Raw genomic sequence first — 15,790 nt, 5'->3', positions numbered from 1 at the left:
CCTCCTAATTCAATTTTGCTCACACAGATTTTACAGGTATCCAGACTTGGGGAGGTGTGCCGTGACCTCTATACACTTCAAGTTCCGGAATCCCTGCATGCTGATATGAAGTGGAAGGAAACCACTCTGTCATAATATAGTGCCACAACCGTTGTATCGCTTCCGGCTCTAGTTCATCAGCTTCAAATACGACCCAATGGGACGCAGGAAGTTCGATGGACACCAAACCTTCAGGCACTTCACCTGAGTAAGAGGTAGCAATCCAATACTCCATTTGATTATCCTTCAGCTCTCTCTGATCTACACAGATGCCCACCAGACCGGGAATAGCTCCGTTATTGAACCCGTTTAAAAGTTCCTCAATGCCGTCTGCCAAAGCATCCTGCCACATCTTAGGAATTTCTCTTAAATTCTCTCCACCCACACAAGAGAACGTTCGTTTGATGCCCACAAAGGTAAGGGACTGTTGTTCGATCACATGTTCATTCACATTCATTAGATGGACTCCTCTCCGAGAGCGATACGGGGCACGGTTCTCCATGACCCATTCATGTTGTCTCATAGTTGATATGTATCTCCGTTATGTCCTACAGATACTTTATCAAAAGAGCAGAACGATTGGAAATAGCACCGGTGCTACTGGTCATATGAAAGTAGCAGGAACAGAAGTAGACGTGCGATTCATGACTTAAAAGAATATTTACCTATCATTCGTTCCTGCTCGATGTTGGGAGATAGACATACTGGGTTCTTCCCGTCCTTCATTTCCTTATTCTGGTGCAACTTTCTCCCTAGTCGTTCGTCTAACTACTGACCAACAACTAAGGAGATGACTATGCGAATAACTTGCAGCCCCGGTTTTCCTGGAAGCATGATTGGATCGATTGATCTTCAGCCATCGAAGTATTACACCCCACCTTCCAGTAACAGTAAGATCACAGATCATATTGATCCTGAACTCGTTACCATTCCCTATGTGGAAAATCCGGAATTTGGATCACACTTTGACGCCATGAAGGTCATGAACGGAACTTATAAAGATGAAATGCATGTGAGCTATGATGTCGAATTTACCATTGATGTAGATAAAAAAGGTTATATTACGCAATTTGAACATACGTTCCAGCTGGAACGTTATTTGGATCTGGTTCGCACACAGTCCTATAAAGTAATCAAGACAAACTGGCGCGGACAAACATTTCACGTGATGACGTACAGTTACCTGGAGGAAGTCATTCATCCGAAAAATGTTCTTTTTAAATGTAACAATGCCGAGGATGTCTTCGTCGTGGCTGAACTTATGCCCCATCGTGTTGGTGGCATTGTGGTACAGCCCAATAATCTTTATCTGCATTTCCGTGCATTAATCTCGGCACGAGATGATCTGTACCCATTAGATTATATGTGTGAGCCTGATTTCGACCTGAGTCTCGACTAAAAAGTAGATACATATGTAGAAAGAGCATAAGCTGTCCCCAATCAGCGGGGTGGCCTGTGCTCTTTTTTTAACAAATGAACCACCAACTCCCTAATTAAAATATCCTCCTTCACATGCTCGGCCTTATGCTCTCATGCCTGGCTCTAAGCAAAACAAGCTGTAATGTCGATGAATATACCATAATGCTGTATATGCATATGTTCTTCGTACGTTCAGATATGAGAGGGGTTGGAAACATGGTTTACCGGAAAAATAAAATGCTTTCACTGTTCACCCTGCCCTTGGCAGGTTTACTGTTTCTGTTATGGGGTGCTCAAGCGGCACATGCGGAACAGGTCGACAGTTTGTTACCTGAGCGAAGTCAGCAGGAGATTGTCCAAAAGTGGAACCAGTGGATGAATGGCAATGATACATCTCCCCTGTATACAAAGACACCTTCGACAAGTGCTCCCTACTCTGCTGGTGTGGTAAGTGACGCCTATCTGGAACAAGGGCTGAATGCAGCCAACTTTTATCGTTTTATCACGGGGCTACAGGGCGATCTTGTTCTTGATCCGGCATTGAATCGTCAAGCCCAGCATGGGGCTGTTGTGGTCTCCACGGGTGGATACCTGTCCCATTCTCCAAAACAGCCAGGAGATATGCCAAAGGATTTCTTTGACACCGGTTCAAAGTCTGCCAGCAGCTCCAATCTGTACGTTACCAGCAGTGCAAAGAATAACGTCCTGACAAACAGCATTCAGGCCTATATGAATGATTCGGATGCCTCCAATATTGATCGATTGGGTCACAGGCGCTGGATTTTGAGTCCACAACTGCAACGAATCGGATTTGGACTCGCCACTCGTAGTGAAGCAGGCAAGACATATGATCAGTACTATAGTGCCATGCAGGTATTTGATAAAAGCAGAACGGGGGGAACTTCGTTCAACTACAGCCTGTTCCCGAATCAGGGAGCTTTTCCAATCGAAGCTTTTGGCAGTACACAGGCCTGGTCTGTTCAACTGAATACAGATGTATTTGCGAAACCATCACAATCTGAGGTACAGATCGAGATGACTCGGACTTCCGATCAACGTACATGGACCTTTAATGCAAAGAATCAGAACAGTGGCTTTCCAACCGGTTATTACAACGTGGACCCTGCGGATAAACAATGGTTTAATCAAGCCTATTTCAATGTAGAGACAGGTGGATATGGATATGGTTACGCCATCATATTCCGTCCCGACGATGTGCAATTGTTAAAGAACGGCGATACGTTCAACATTCGAATTACAGGTCTGCAAAAGAAAAACGGTACAGCAGCGGAAATCTCATACTCCACACGTTTCTTCCATGTGGACGGTGTTCAAGATACAACGCTTACCCGCATAACGCCAGGACAACCAAACCTGAAAGTCCGAGCAGGAGAACAGATTGATCTGCCTTCAATCACTGCCGTGAATGATAACGGAACATCCTATGTTCCACAGTCTAACGTTTCCTTCACCACGACGTCAGATCGCATTGCCATCAAGGATGGAAAAATCATTGGACTTCAGGCTGGTAAAGCCGAAATTCGGATTCGTTTTGAAGGGAAAGAGGCGGTTGTCTCTGTTACGGTAACGGGAATTCCCCAATTAACTGATGTCCGTACACATTGGGCGAAAGATGCCATTCAATGGGCCGTTCAACAGGAGATGGTCAGTGGATACGAGGATGGAACGTTCAAACCCAACAATCAGGTGAGTGAAGCCGAATTCCTCTCTATGTTGTTCAAGCTGTATGCGAATTCCCATGTCATTCAGAGCATAGATGCTGCAGAGGGACAAGCTATTAAAGGAAACATCTGGAGTGATCGTTACTACACCTATGCTTCCGCGTTGAATCTGAAACTGGATGCCAGCAAACAGAATCCGAAGCTGCGCAATCGTGCCTTGAACCGAACAGAAGTAGCCTTAATCGTGGCGGGGCTTGGCGGTAAAAATTATACCCAGGACGACGATGCCATCCGGTATCTGCTGAACATGGGATACTCTTCAGGCAAAACCGCAGCTACGGTGCAAGGTTATGCGGGACAAGAATCCTTGACCCGGGCAGAGGCCATTGTTTTTCTCCAGAACCTGAAGGAAAAAGACTTCGAACTATGGAGCAGGCCGAAGAATGCCACTGAAGCTACCGGGAATGAAAAGAACGGCGGACTACCGGATCAGACCATGAAAGCAGTATATTCTTCCGATCACATACTGGTCCTTCAAGGTACGTTCCCGGCGTATGCCAACCAGACGATGCCGATCAAAATCCATGGTCCTTCGCCTGCTGTAGAGCACATCCAGACGCAACAGGTTACAACAGATGCCTATGGCAATTTTAAACTAACGCTAAGTAACCTTGATGCAAAGGAACTTAACCTCTATGTGGACGTGCGCGAAGATTATTCCTACTGGATCAGTGTAGAAGCGGGGCATACTGCGATAAGTGATTATACCGAGTAACATGTAAAAAACCAGCTTAGGAATTCTACATTGAATTCCCAGCTGGTTTTTTTCTCGAAACATATTATTTCTGGTGTGAACATGACATATTTTTATGGAATTGGAGAAGCGTCGGCTGCACTAGAAATTAAAGCGGATGACCGAATTGCTCTGCCTTTTCTGTCATTATCCTCGCTAACCTCGCTCTTAGTCCGCTCATCCACTCCGGCTCATATGACCACTGCTCTGCAACAGATCGAAGCATACGCACATAACCGTACAAGTTGGCAAAACGGCGACAAGCGGGGAACATACTCTCCAGATCATAACGTTCTCCTGCCTCGGACCAGTACCCGTTCAGGAACAATTGTTTCTTCTGCTCCCATTGTTCAGGCTCGATCTCCTCACGTAAACTATCCAGACTCTGTTCCACGTCCATTGCGTACCAATGATACATCGAATCATCAAAATCAATGGCATAACAAGACTGGCTACCTTCGTCATAGAAAACATTGTCCAGTTCAAAATCGTAGTGGATGAGACCGAAATTTTGCTGGGTCATCGGTAAAGTCGCAAAATACGTTCGAAGAAACTCCACCTCATTCAAAGCAGCCGTTTCACCAGGAAAACCCTTCAGGATCTCCTGCATCCAATCCAAAACATCCGTGTAGGTCCAGCGTTTCTCCTTTTGCTCAGGCATGAATGTACGTGATAAATGATGCATCTCACCCAACGCCTGACCATAGCTGTACAGGATGGAGTCATTCAAATCAATGCTTCCTAACTGCGATCCAGGTACTCGCTTGAATACGGAAGCATAGTACACTCCCCATGGGGTGTGAGCCTCTATGAGTTCTGTCCCTGAATGGGAAGGTACCGTCTCCATGGCTCCATAATGATTCGTTTGAAGATAACGCAGGAACTCCAGTTCAGCGCTAAGGTTGACTTGATTTTTTTCCTCTACCGGAGCAAATCGAAGTAATCTCACTTCCCCCTGATCTCTGAACGGATACACGGCATTGGAGGATATACGATAATACTGAAACATATCCAGCGACTCAGGATCATAGTTCCAATTCTTTAAAATCATCTCGGCAAGATCATTATGTTGAAATAAATATTTTAATTTTAACATGGGCAGTTCTCCTTTTTGATCGTTTTAGGTGCATTACTTGTAACCACCGAATGCCTATTTTTGCGCGCAAAAAGCCGCAGGCTATGCCTGCGGCTTTTTAAAAATTCTGAGTGTATGAGAAATTTGCACAAGCAAATAAACCTCGCATACGCCAGAAAAAATGAGCAGTTACATCCCTATATATCGACAGATCTCAGACCGGACTGGGAAACTGGATGTTTCCACCCTGCATCTGAATGGTCTGCCGGAATTATTCAGTTTATGCTTACCTTCATTGTAGTAATGGAACATACCATCTTAGACCGTCGTTTCATGACGCTCACTCCCTTCAAAAAACCAGTTGTTACCATAATAGCCGATAAGCCAAATGTAAGCAATTACAAAATGACGATAATCCCATCATTTTTTACTGGACAACCATCACCCGTTCCACCGTCTCGGTGTTGTCCTTATACCACACCATCACGATGTTTTCTTTCTGAAGATCAGACACTTGAATGGACGAATTCGCACGTGGGCTGGAATTGTCCGAGCCCGGCGTCCCCATGCCTTCAGTGATAGCAACATCATCACTTATATTCAATTTCATCTCCATTCCGGTATCCTTCCATTCCCTGCTTGGGGATGAGTTGTCCTGCACCTCAAGTAACGCCAGCGTCACTGTGTTCCCATTCACGGAGATGACTCTACCAGTAATGTCGGCATTCATCATCCCCTGCGTCATGCCAGGACTGCCTGTTCGATCATTCATGCCCGCGGTGCCTCTTCCACCTCTCGGTGTTCCTCCATTCATGCCCAGTCCGCCACCATTCGGCATACCGCCACCGTTCATGCCTTGCACAGAACTGGTCTTGGTAATATTCTGGGCGGTTATCACATCACAGGCCGTAAGCATAACCGAACATCCCAGCAGTAGGAGTAGCGTAACCGATGTAAAATATTTATTTTTTCGCATATGATCACCTTTTTCTCAGGGAATATCTCTCCAAGGTACCTTTACGATGAAATATGAAGTCATACGTATCTTTGAAACCCATATAGGACAGCACAACCAACACCGGATATACAGGGTAGATGTATCTCGACTTAATCTCCCACAGAATATAAAATCCGATGAATCCGAGAATGACCAGGATTAAGGAGACTTCATCATACCGTTTACGACGAATTCCACCAACCAACCGGATGGAAATAAAACAGTACATCAAGAAATTCATCACATATACAATCCAGAGCAAACCTGTCCGATAAGCCGAATCCCCTTGTAACAGTTCTGTTATCGCATTGGTGTAACTGTAGGAGCCCGCGATTCCGCCTCCCCTTCCTCTTCCGGCACCCATGGAACTTTCATTGCCGATTCCGTAGCGGTCCATCTGGTATGTCCCTTCGGTCCAGGTCCATATGATCTTTTTGTAATACATCTGCACCAACTCACTCGCACTTGCTTCAGAAAGCTTGTTGCTGATCTCTTGTTTGAACAATGCTGCGCTCTCAGCCTTACTGTAGTTGGCCTGCCTCTGGTAGATCTGATAACTCTCCATATTGTCCCAGAAGCCAAAACGCGCCAGATTAATCCCCATATTCAGCCACATATAGACCGGTGCAGCATTCTCTCCAACAGGTTCGCTCACAGCACCGGAGGATTGAAGAACCGCATTCTGAGTCCAGGTTGGTACATTAAACAACATAGCCAGCACACCAATGGAAATGATGACTTTCTTCATTCCCATGCTCCGCATATTCAGCAGAATATATACGATGGCAGCGATTAGCACGATCACGCCAATGCTTCGGAAGTAATTGCCCATTGCGAGAAAAACGGCGGCAATGACGATTGTTTTCCAAGACTTTTCACGTACAAAACGAATAACAAAGTATATACAAGATGTCAGAAATGCTGTGGCAATCAGATCGTTATAGATCAGGTTGTTCAGGAACAAGGACGGTAGGTACGTGGCTGCAAAGATCAACACACCGTAATCACGCTCCGTAGATCTGTCATTCACTTGTTTATAAATAAGATAAATCATGAATGTTGTTAACGTTGAAAACAAAATATTGAAGAATTTGATGACCAGATAGTTGTCCGGGAACAGGTACAGCAATGTCTTCAGGTACAAGACGATCGAGTAGTTAAACGGGAACATGTGCAGATAACCACCCGTTTCAAACGAAGAGTAGTCTTGGTCATACAGCATGTTCATGGCGAGTGAGAGAACGGTCTGTGAATCATCGGTGGGTACTCTCGGAAATACAAAAATGATGATGATCTGAATGACCAGAGAACATAACAGCACTATCGGAATGACAACCTTCGGGCTGTATTTGTTCAGTTTCAGACACAGAGCATATAACCCGACACCTGAACCAAGAAGCAAAAGAATGACCGGGAGAAAAACACTCCACTGCTGCATGCCCAAAATGGGATTGTCCCCATATAAGGCGTAGTTATACTGTGCCCGAACCAACAAGGACGAGGCAATAAACACCGCAACAAACACGAGCAAAATGAGATAAAACGACTTATGCAGCACCTTAGACATGCGAAAACTCCTTTTCGATTACAGGATTCCGTGAGTATTATAATGGCTCTGGCTGAAAAATCGCTGAATTCGAATAAACAATTGCATTCATTAAACTAACGAATTATACCTTTAATGTCGATAAAATACATCGAATACATAATAATATTTTTTTACTAGAAGGAGATTAGAACATGTTTATTCAAAAAAGGTACATCCGCTCGTTACTCTCTCTTCCTCTCGCAGGTCTATTGTTTATGCTGCTCGGAACTCAGCAGATCGCTGCGGCCCCTGTCGACAGTCTGCTGCCTGAGCGAAGTGAACAAGAAATCAGCCAGAAATGGACACAATGGATGAGTGGCAAGAACCAAACTGCAACGTTCACTCAGAAACCCTCTACCAAGGCACCTTACGTCGCTGGTGTAGTAAGTAACACCACATTAGAGCAGGCTCTAGGTGCAGCCAACTTCTATCGTTATCTCTCCGGTTTGGATGGAGATCTCGTTCTGGACCCTGCGCTTAATCGTCAAGTCCAGCATGGAGCAGTTGTTGTCTCTACCGGAGAATTGACTCATTTCCCAACTCGTCCTGCAGATATGCCAAAAGACTTTTTTGATCTGGGAGCCAAATCGGCTTCAAGCTCCAATCTGTACGCTTCCTATGGTACACAAGGAAATCTTGCAGTCCAAAGTGTTAAAGCCTATATGGATGATTCGGACGCAAGTAACATTGCTGCACTCGGCCATCGCCGCTGGATTTTGAGTTCGCAACTGAAAAAGGTCGGATTCGGAATTGCATCCCGGGACAACAAAAACTATGCAAGCCATTTTAGCACCATGCAAGTTATGGATACGAGCCGTTCAGGAAAACTCAATTACAATTACAACTTGTATCCGAATAAAGGGGCATTCCCGATTGAAGCATTCAATGTGTCACAAGCCTGGTCTGCACAATTGAATCCGGACATCTTTGCGAAGCCTTCCAACTCCGAAGTACAGGTGGAGATCGTCCGTTCATCCGATCAGAAAACTTGGGTACTGGGAGCAAAAACACCGGTTAGCAGTGATCCTGCAAAGGCCTTTTTCAATGTAAATACCGATGGTTATGGATATAACTACGCTGTCATTTTCCGCCCGGATAACTTGAAGTCCCTGAAGGCAGGCGATACATTCAACGTTCGCATTACCGGTTTGAAAAAGAAAGACGGGTCCAAAGCAGAAATTTCATATCAGACACGTTTCTTCTCGGTTAGCAATCCTTCACAAGAACCTGTAACCGATCCACAGAATCCTGGGACAGAACCACAAGACCCTGGAACAGAGCCACAAGAACCGGAACCCGTGAACGAGGATTACTTGGATAATCATCTGATGCAGTTCGAATATACAGCGGATCGTACGCTGAAAGTACGGGGAACACTCACTGCTTATGCAGGTAAAACATTCTCATTCCAGATCCACGGTCCTTCACCTGACGAAAAACATATTCGCACGGAAACGGTGAAGCTGGATGCTAACGGTCGGTTCAGTCTGACTGTTCCTAATCTGGGCGTTTCCGACCTGACGATCTACTTGCAAGTGGACCCAAGCTTTATGTATTTGATTCCTACAGCAAGTAATTCAAACGTAACGTATTTCTTTGAATAGAAGTGAGCAAGAGCATAGGAATCGAACAAAGTAAAATGAAGTAACGAGCAACGTTAAACTTAAAATCTAAAAATAAAAACAGTCGGAATGCATAGGCATCCGACTGTTTTTTATAGTTTATGATATGAGCTTTTGTGATAGGAGCTTTAATTACTTCGGTGCTCCCTTTTTGCGTTTCTTTTCCAACGCGATCTCCACATTTTCTTTCACGCGATACTCCACAATCCGGCGAATGAGATCCTCGGGCAATGGCTGATCCAGCGGAAACTGGACAGACCCCTTTCCCCCTTTATACTTGGAGAGTTCCTCCTGGAAAGCTTGAATTCCCCTGGGAGCAGGGTAAAACCCAATATGATGCTGGTAAGCGGCAAAATGAACCAAATTCCCATGCTGTGCATACGTAGGCATCTGGTAACTGATCTTCTCTTCGGCGTTCGGAGCCGCTTCACGAATAATCTGTCTTATTGCCTGTAATCTCACCTGTACATCAGGTGCAAATTCTGAGATATATTCATCTACCAGCACCGAATAATGGTTACTCTCAGCCATCTTGGACTCCTTCCACCACGGATACATCAATGGATTCGTGGTACGGGCATATTTGTTTATATTGTACTTCAAATGGACAAGCGGAACAGCTATTTTCCTGCAACTTGGAATGTTAAATTTGATTTTTAAGTGAACTAAGCCTTATAATATGTTTAAACAATTAAACATTATAACGGAGTGAGCCATGAACGAGTCGATGGGTAACCAAAAAGTTATTGATATTTTCGAGAATCTAAGTCCTTATCTTCAAGGTTTGGGAGACCCCGTTCGCCAGCGAATCATATCGCTGCTCATTGATCAAGAGAGCATGAACGTATCGCAGATTGCAGAGCATGTCCCCATGTCACGCCCTACGGTCTCTCATCACTTGAAAATATTGCGTCAATCCGGGCTGTTATCGGTTCAGAAAAAAGGTACAGAGATGTATTACAAGCTGGAGTTCAACGATGCGATCGAATTACTCAAACAGCTCGTTCATCTCGTGGAAGTGGAATGTCAGAGCTAGCGCATACCGCGCTGGTGTACTGCATTCCTTTTCTTCACTCTTATATGTTCAATAGTTTAAACATATAAGTACATAAACATATCAACGGAGGTATATAGAATGATTAGAAAAAGAGTTCTTATCGCTGGAGGTTATGGTGCTGTAGGTGCACAGCTTGCCCGCATTTTGCATGACAGGCATCCTGATCTGGAATTGGTACTGGGAGGCCGTTCTGCGGGTAAAGCAGCACCTTTTCCATCCAATCGTGTCCAAACGGTTGTTGTTGATACCAATGCAGACGATCCACTGATTCACGCAGGTGAAAATATATCATTTATCATTAATGCAGTGAACGATCTGGATGATCGGTTACTGGTGTCGGCCGTACGGAGAAAAATTCCCCTCATCGATATAACACGCTGGACTGAGGTGTTCAATCAAGCGATCCGTACAGTAGAGCAGGAAGAGCTTCATGCTCCGGTAGTGCTGTCCTCTGGATGGATGGCAGGAACAGCTTCTCTATTTGCCATGATACTCTCTAACTCGCTGCAACATGTCGAAGTAAACATTCATGCCCTATGGTCGCTGCGGGATAAGGCCGGCCCTGATTCGGCAGCCTTCATGGACCGGATGAGTATTCCTTTTCAGATAACCGAATCCAATACACATCGACTCGTCTATCCCATGACAGATCCGATCAAAGTTCATTTCCCGAACGGGTATACGACCCCATGTTATAGACTGGACACACCCGATCACGTCACTTTGCCTCATACCAGCCATATCGATTCCGCCAGTTTCCGTATTTCATTCGACAGTAAAGTATCTACCTATGCACTCGCCGGATTGGTCAAAACCGGAGTATGGAAGATGATCAGCGGTGAACGTTTCAAGCCATTCCGCCAAAAGTTGCTCTATAATCCAGGAACTGGGAGTGCACATCATCTGGTCATTCAATTGAAAGGGCTGGATGCAAAAGGAAACGACGTTAAACGAACGATGACAGTCTCTGACCCACTCGGTCAAACTCATATGACTGCACTCGGCGCTGCGGTGCAAGCCGAGAAGATACTGATGATGCCAACGGACAAGTCTATGGCTCCAGGCATCTATTATCCTGAGCATCTGTTTGATGATCGAATGGACATGGATGCGGTTACTCATTTTTTCAAACAATACGGCGTTCAAGTAACCCGTTCCTGATCCAGAGACAACAAAAGTCCGCGAAGCCACTCACTGCAACAGTGGGACCATCGCGGATTTTACGAATTATAATGGAGGGATCTATCGTATCAAGTACAAACTTGGGTCTGGAATTATAGTGTCATAGCCCGACCATTTCGCATCAGGTAATCTTCTTTTGTTTTGTAATCCGGCATGATGCTACCGATCCGCCGCCAGAAGGAACGATCATGATTCATGTGGTGAATATGGCACAGTTCATGAATGATGACATAATCCATCACTTCCAGTGGCGCCATCGCCAGACGATAATTGAACGTAAGTTTTTTGTCCCAGCTACAACTGCCCCACTTGGTGGGAGAATCTACGATCTCTACTGACTTCGGCTTCACCTTCAACTCCTGCTGATAGCGACCGATGCGCTCCCCAATCATACGTTTACACTCGGCAAAATAAAACTTCTTCAGATTCGCTCGCAGCTCTTCTTCTGTCAGACCCTCTACAGGGATTAAGTCATGCAATGCATGCTCCTTGCCAAAAAGCAGGAACTTCCCCTTGCCCTCATCTTCGTATTCCTTGGCTTGAGGACCTTCGAGCGCCCGCTGCATCAGTGCGGATTTCTTCAAAATTACATCCCCGTGCTGCTCTACAAGTTGCCGGATCATGTCTTCACTGGTACCATTGGGTGCTTTGATTGTTACCATATAAGGCAAGTCCATCGTGATGGAAACTTTCTTCCGTTTGCCGTATTGGATATGACAGTTAATGCTGTGATTATTTAATTCTATAGTTAACATAATGCGCTCCGCTCCTGAAGTTAATCATTCAATCAAATCAAATTGTATACCATCTCCGGCTATAATGCATACTGTTCGGCGATATATATGTTTGTATTGTATTTTTATACACAATTATGTATTATTATCTAATCATAAAATCGGAGGTTGGATATGACACATACCATAGATTCAGAACATAAAACCATTGAAGAACTATCGCTTAACCACTGGCAACCCTTGTCCACCTTATTATATGACGGCTGGGTACTGCGTTTTGCCAAAGGATATACCAAACGTGCCAACTCCGTTCAACCTATCTACGACTCCACTCTGGATGTGCATAAAAAGATTGAGGAATGTGAGCGCATCTATGCCTCCAATCAGTTAAGTACCATATTTAAAATCACACCGTTTATTCAGCCGGATCATCTCGACCAACTTTTGCAAGACAAAGGGTATACTGTTGTGGATCTGACTCGTATCCAGATCAGGAGCCTGGAAGAGATCAAAGAGCCTGCACACCAGGCTGTACAGATCGACGAACAGTTGACCACAGCGTGGCTGGATCATTTTTGCAGGTTAAATCAGGTGAATGATCTGCAACGGGAAACGACGGAACTTATGTTGAACAATATCCGCACACAGGTAGGTTTCATCTCGCTGTTGATCGATGGGCAAGTCGTCGCTTGTGGGTTTGGTGTCATCGAACGCGGCTACATTGGATTATATGACATCATAACAGACGCTAACTTCCGGAATCGGGGACTTGCTGAACAGATGATCTTGCATCTCCTGCATTGGGCAAAAAGGAATGGCGCTACGTCTAGTTATCTGCAAGTCGTTGCGAATAATGCACCTGCCTTGAAGCTTTACGCCAAGCTGGGTTATTCAGAGATTTATAGCTATTGGTACAGAGTCAAAGAATAGAGTGTTTGCTAATCAAGCTTAGCTTGTGGATTCTTTTATCATATTCAGTCTGACAAACAGATTAATTCAAAACAACATCTTGAAAGCAAAACTGCCCTCCTCCTATGAAGGAAAGGCAGTTTTTAATTTTTCTTCGTAATTTTCCAAACTCTTCACACCGTTTATCAGCTACTCCGTACTCTTTCTACAAAGGCAGTTTCACCAGCACCTCATATTTCACGCCAGCCTGTATATTCTTGATGATGTCGCCTGCAATCCGTTGACCGTCAACATGTACCTCAATTGTCCGGACAGTTGCATCCTTCTTCATGTTTACATTCAGCTCAGCCCCGCGGAACAACCGCGTAACTGATGCCTCGTTCCAATCTTCTGGTAACTGCGGCCGCACTTGAAGTCCTTGTGCATGACCTTGCAGTCCAAACAATCCGTCGATCAGACAACGATACACCCAAGGCACCGTGCCCGTGTTGAACAGATGACTGGAGCGCCCAGCTGTACGTGGGAATTGCCGATAAGCTCCGCGATAATAATTCGGGATAAATACGGGTAGCTGACCTCGCTGGAGAATATCCTCGCCATTAGGGCCCGGAATCATTTTACGCAACAGACGATACGCCTTCTCCTTCTCGCCCACCAGGTACAACGCATAAATATAGAACGCCGCCGCGTGATTGTACACAGCACCATTCTCTGCACTTCCCGGATGTTTCTGCGTGACACGACCTACATCCTCCCGCATGGCGGTGAAAGACGGCGCGAGTTTCTCGACACCATATGGCGTCTCCAATTGCTCCTCTACCGCACGAATTAACTTCTCCTGTTTATCTTGATCCGCAGCACCGCTCATAAGTGCCCAGCTCTGAGGATTGATATAGATGCGCCCTTCCACGTCTTTGCTTACACCAAACACTACGTTATCATCCGTAATTCCGCGGGCATACCAGTCCCCATCCCACAGATACTCATTGGCTACCGCATTTGTCTGAGTGGCTTCCTGACGGAATTCCGCTGCAACCTCGCCATGCCCTGCCTGTTCACCAATATCTGCCCACACATTGAACGCATATGCCGACGCAATGGTTAACCAGCCGGATACCCCTTTGCCTTTGTACCCCACCATGTTCATCGGATCACACCAGTCACCCTGATTGATATAGTTCAACCCACGCGCATCACGCTCATGGATCAACCAGCGCATTGCAAGATTCATATGCTCCAGTACGGAAACCTTTTGTTCACTGTCTGTAAAAGCAACTTGTTCCTCCAAAATGCTATAGTCATTCGTTTCATCCAAATAGGTCTTCATACAGACTGGAAGCCAGATACAGTGATCGGTATGAGGAACCTGGTTAATATATTTCAGTTCTGCGTCCGGGTGCAAAATAATGCCGTCTGGCATCGCGCCGCTTATATGCTGCTGAGAGAGAGCGGTCAAGAACGCAGCCCGCGCAATCTGCGGCTGAATGTAACTCATGCCCATGTTGTCCTGCAAATAATTCCGCGTCTGCGGATCAGTTGTAAGACGATTCGTTTTGCCATGATAGTACATCTGGCGAGGCAGCCAGTGATTCACGACATTATCTAACCAGCTGTCCGGTGTCTCAATCTGGATGTTCCCTTGCCCTTCCGCAATATACTCAGCATATTCCTGTTCGGCTGCGACGAAACCATCCTGTCCATCCTTATTCTGCTTCACAAAATAATGCTGACGAATGCCCTCAATCTCTGTCTCATCATGAGCCGGACCAAAGATAAATCTATACGCCTGCTCCGCTCCCGCTTCCAGTTCGACTCTATATTGCAATACAGCTACAGGTGTCTCGTACCGTGCATCTCCACCAGCCAGTGTCTCCGACTGCAGGGCCGAAGGATTATGTAGTCCACCTTCGCCTTCAAAAGTCTCATGATTCACTTCCCACGCGGTCGGCTGGTGATCTGCAAGCAGATAGGTTTTGTCACTATAGTTTTTGATTTTGCTATAATCCTGATATTTCTGATACGGCGTAATCGCCGAGCAGACAATGCCCTGCAAATCTTCCACATATCTACCGGACTGGTTCATCCAGGACATATAACCGACCGTATAATACGGGTAGATACTCAGCTTGCGTTTTCTCGAAGACAGATTGGTTACCTTCACACGCCACAGCTCCATGACATCTTCCTTCGGCAAACGCAGGGACATCTCGATGCAAATGTCGTCCTGAACCACCTTCCAATGAATATCGTGTTTACCAACAGCGAACGTATAGCTATCCGCCTGCTTGCGAACCGGTTCATACGGGGCTGAGAAAATTTCGCCACTTATTTCATCTTTAATGTAGACAAACCGTCCCGGATGGTGGGCATAGTATGGCTGCTCCGGTTGCATAAACGTCTTGGCTTCCAGGTTGGGCGCATACGAGTATTTAGCAGGTTCGGGCTGCATGAATTGGGCCACCGCGTACCCCCGGCAATTCACATGAATCATCATCTTTTCATTCCAAAGGAATCCGGATGCCTTCGGTAAACTTGTCGGGCTTGTTAGTTCAACATATTGATTATCTTCCGTTGCTTTAATCATCACTGAACCTCACTTTCAGATTATGGAGTTAAAAGACAGAAAACGTTTTAGGTAACTTGTATACAACTTAGTCCATTATAACACGGGAACGCTTACAAAGAACTGAAAT

At 45.5% G+C, this 15,790-nt stretch carries 13 protein-coding genes; 6 read left to right on the top strand and 7 right to left on the bottom strand.

The genetic code is table 11. The features are described from left to right. Window positions 1-19: 19 nt before the first annotated feature. Window positions 20-496 (bottom strand): GyrI-like domain-containing protein, encoded by a 477-nt coding sequence (locus MHI55_RS04850; RefSeq protein ID WP_340389107.1) that lies wholly within the window; start codon window positions 494-496, stop codon window positions 20-22. Between the two features lie 375 nt (window positions 497-871). Here MHI55_RS04850 and MHI55_RS04845 point away from each other — a divergent pair, with 375 nt between their 5' ends. Continuing rightward, window positions 872-1,438, top strand: a complete 567-nt coding sequence (locus tag MHI55_RS04845; protein WP_340389105.1) for a hypothetical protein — start codon at window positions 872-874, stop codon at window positions 1,436-1,438. A gap of 236 nt (window positions 1,439-1,674) precedes the next feature. Continuing rightward, window positions 1,675-3,915: an S-layer homology domain-containing protein gene (locus MHI55_RS04840; RefSeq protein WP_340389103.1), complete on the top strand. Its 2,241-nt coding sequence runs from the start codon at window positions 1,675-1,677 to the stop codon at window positions 3,913-3,915. A 127-nt stretch (window positions 3,916-4,042) separates the two neighbouring features. On the opposite strand, the gene MHI55_RS04835 is transcribed toward MHI55_RS04840, so the two are convergent. The 3 genes from MHI55_RS04835 to MHI55_RS04825 all read right to left on the bottom strand — a co-directional run bounded on the left by MHI55_RS04835 (window position 4,043) and on the right by MHI55_RS04825 (window position 7,572). Further along, window positions 4,043-5,029 (bottom strand): phosphotransferase, encoded by a 987-nt coding sequence (locus MHI55_RS04835; protein ID WP_340389101.1) that lies wholly within the window; start codon window positions 5,027-5,029, stop codon window positions 4,043-4,045. Window positions 5,030-5,435: 406 nt separating this feature from the next. Further along, window positions 5,436-5,984 carry a hypothetical protein gene (locus tag MHI55_RS04830; RefSeq protein WP_340389099.1) on the bottom strand — a complete coding sequence of 183 codons (549 nt, stop codon included), beginning with the start codon at window positions 5,982-5,984 and terminating at the stop codon, window positions 5,436-5,438. Window positions 5,985-5,988: 4 nt separating this feature from the next. Next, window positions 5,989-7,572 carry a glycosyltransferase family 39 protein gene (locus MHI55_RS04825; RefSeq protein ID WP_340389097.1) on the bottom strand — a complete coding sequence of 528 codons (1,584 nt, stop codon included), beginning with the start codon at window positions 7,570-7,572 and terminating at the stop codon, window positions 5,989-5,991. A 173-nt stretch (window positions 7,573-7,745) separates the two neighbouring features. On the opposite strand from MHI55_RS04825, the gene MHI55_RS04820 reads away from it, so the two are divergent. Further along, window positions 7,746-9,197 carry a CAP domain-containing protein gene (locus MHI55_RS04820; RefSeq protein WP_340389095.1) on the top strand — a complete coding sequence of 484 codons (1,452 nt, stop codon included), beginning with the start codon at window positions 7,746-7,748 and terminating at the stop codon, window positions 9,195-9,197. Between the two features lie 150 nt (window positions 9,198-9,347). Here MHI55_RS04820 and MHI55_RS04815 read toward each other — a convergent pair whose 3' ends face one another. Continuing rightward, window positions 9,348-9,746 (bottom strand): DUF1801 domain-containing protein, encoded by a 399-nt coding sequence (locus MHI55_RS04815; protein WP_340389093.1) that lies wholly within the window; start codon window positions 9,744-9,746, stop codon window positions 9,348-9,350. Window positions 9,747-9,930: 184 nt separating this feature from the next. Between MHI55_RS04815 and MHI55_RS04810 the strand changes: the two genes are divergently transcribed. Then, window positions 9,931-10,251 carry a metalloregulator ArsR/SmtB family transcription factor gene (locus MHI55_RS04810; RefSeq protein ID WP_017690570.1) on the top strand — a complete coding sequence of 107 codons (321 nt, stop codon included), beginning with the start codon at window positions 9,931-9,933 and terminating at the stop codon, window positions 10,249-10,251. Window positions 10,252-10,350: 99 nt separating this feature from the next. Next, window positions 10,351-11,433, top strand: a complete 1,083-nt coding sequence (locus MHI55_RS04805; RefSeq protein ID WP_340389091.1) for a saccharopine dehydrogenase — start codon at window positions 10,351-10,353, stop codon at window positions 11,431-11,433. Window positions 11,434-11,546: 113 nt separating this feature from the next. On the opposite strand, the gene MHI55_RS04800 is transcribed toward MHI55_RS04805, so the two are convergent. Then, window positions 11,547-12,209 (bottom strand): SprT family zinc-dependent metalloprotease, encoded by a 663-nt coding sequence (locus MHI55_RS04800; protein ID WP_340389089.1) that lies wholly within the window; start codon window positions 12,207-12,209, stop codon window positions 11,547-11,549. Window positions 12,210-12,362: 153 nt separating this feature from the next. On the opposite strand from MHI55_RS04800, the gene MHI55_RS04795 reads away from it, so the two are divergent. Continuing rightward, a complete protein-coding gene (locus MHI55_RS04795) occupies window positions 12,363-13,118 on the top strand; it encodes a GNAT family N-acetyltransferase (RefSeq protein ID WP_340389087.1) in 756 nt (251 codons plus the stop codon). 184 nt (window positions 13,119-13,302) lie between these two features. Here the strand turns inward: MHI55_RS04795 and MHI55_RS04790 are convergent, their stop codons facing one another. Beyond that, window positions 13,303-15,681 (bottom strand): NdvB protein, encoded by a 2,379-nt coding sequence (locus MHI55_RS04790; RefSeq protein ID WP_340389085.1) that lies wholly within the window; start codon window positions 15,679-15,681, stop codon window positions 13,303-13,305. Window positions 15,682-15,790 lie beyond the last annotated feature (109 nt).

The organism is Paenibacillus sp. FSL E2-0151 (genome assembly GCF_037993015.1).
GTDB lineage: Bacteria > Bacillota > Bacilli > Paenibacillales > Paenibacillaceae > Paenibacillus > Paenibacillus amylolyticus.
This window is presented reverse-complemented; position numbering and strand designations above follow the sequence as displayed.

Bases quoted from the DNA above. Each gene is read 5' to 3' on its own strand.
- MHI55_RS04840 (WP_340389103.1), top strand. From the start codon at position 1,675: ATGGTTTACCGGAAAAATAAAATGCTTTCACTGTTCACCCTGCCCTTG.
- MHI55_RS04835 (WP_340389101.1), bottom strand. From the start codon at position 5,029: ATGTTAAAATTAAAATATTTATTTCAACATAATGATCTTGCCGAGATG.
- MHI55_RS04850 (WP_340389107.1), bottom strand. From the start codon at position 496: ATGAATGTGAATGAACATGTGATCGAACAACAGTCCCTTACCTTTGTG.
- MHI55_RS04820 (WP_340389095.1), top strand. From the start codon at position 7,746: ATGTTTATTCAAAAAAGGTACATCCGCTCGTTACTCTCTCTTCCTCTC.
- MHI55_RS04800 (WP_340389089.1), bottom strand. From the start codon at position 12,209: ATGTTAACTATAGAATTAAATAATCACAGCATTAACTGTCATATCCAA.
- MHI55_RS04845 (WP_340389105.1), top strand. From the start codon at position 872: ATGATTGGATCGATTGATCTTCAGCCATCGAAGTATTACACCCCACCT.
- MHI55_RS04830 (WP_340389099.1), bottom strand. From the start codon at position 5,984: ATGCGAAAAAATAAATATTTTACATCGGTTACGCTACTCCTACTGCTG.
- MHI55_RS04810 (WP_017690570.1), top strand. From the start codon at position 9,931: ATGAACGAGTCGATGGGTAACCAAAAAGTTATTGATATTTTCGAGAAT.
- MHI55_RS04790 (WP_340389085.1), bottom strand. From the start codon at position 15,681: ATGATTAAAGCAACGGAAGATAATCAATATGTTGAACTAACAAGCCCG.
- MHI55_RS04795 (WP_340389087.1), top strand. From the start codon at position 12,363: ATGACACATACCATAGATTCAGAACATAAAACCATTGAAGAACTATCG.
- MHI55_RS04815 (WP_340389093.1), bottom strand. From the start codon at position 9,746: ATGGCTGAGAGTAACCATTATTCGGTGCTGGTAGATGAATATATCTCA.
- MHI55_RS04825 (WP_340389097.1), bottom strand. From the start codon at position 7,572: ATGTCTAAGGTGCTGCATAAGTCGTTTTATCTCATTTTGCTCGTGTTT.
- MHI55_RS04805 (WP_340389091.1), top strand. From the start codon at position 10,351: ATGATTAGAAAAAGAGTTCTTATCGCTGGAGGTTATGGTGCTGTAGGT.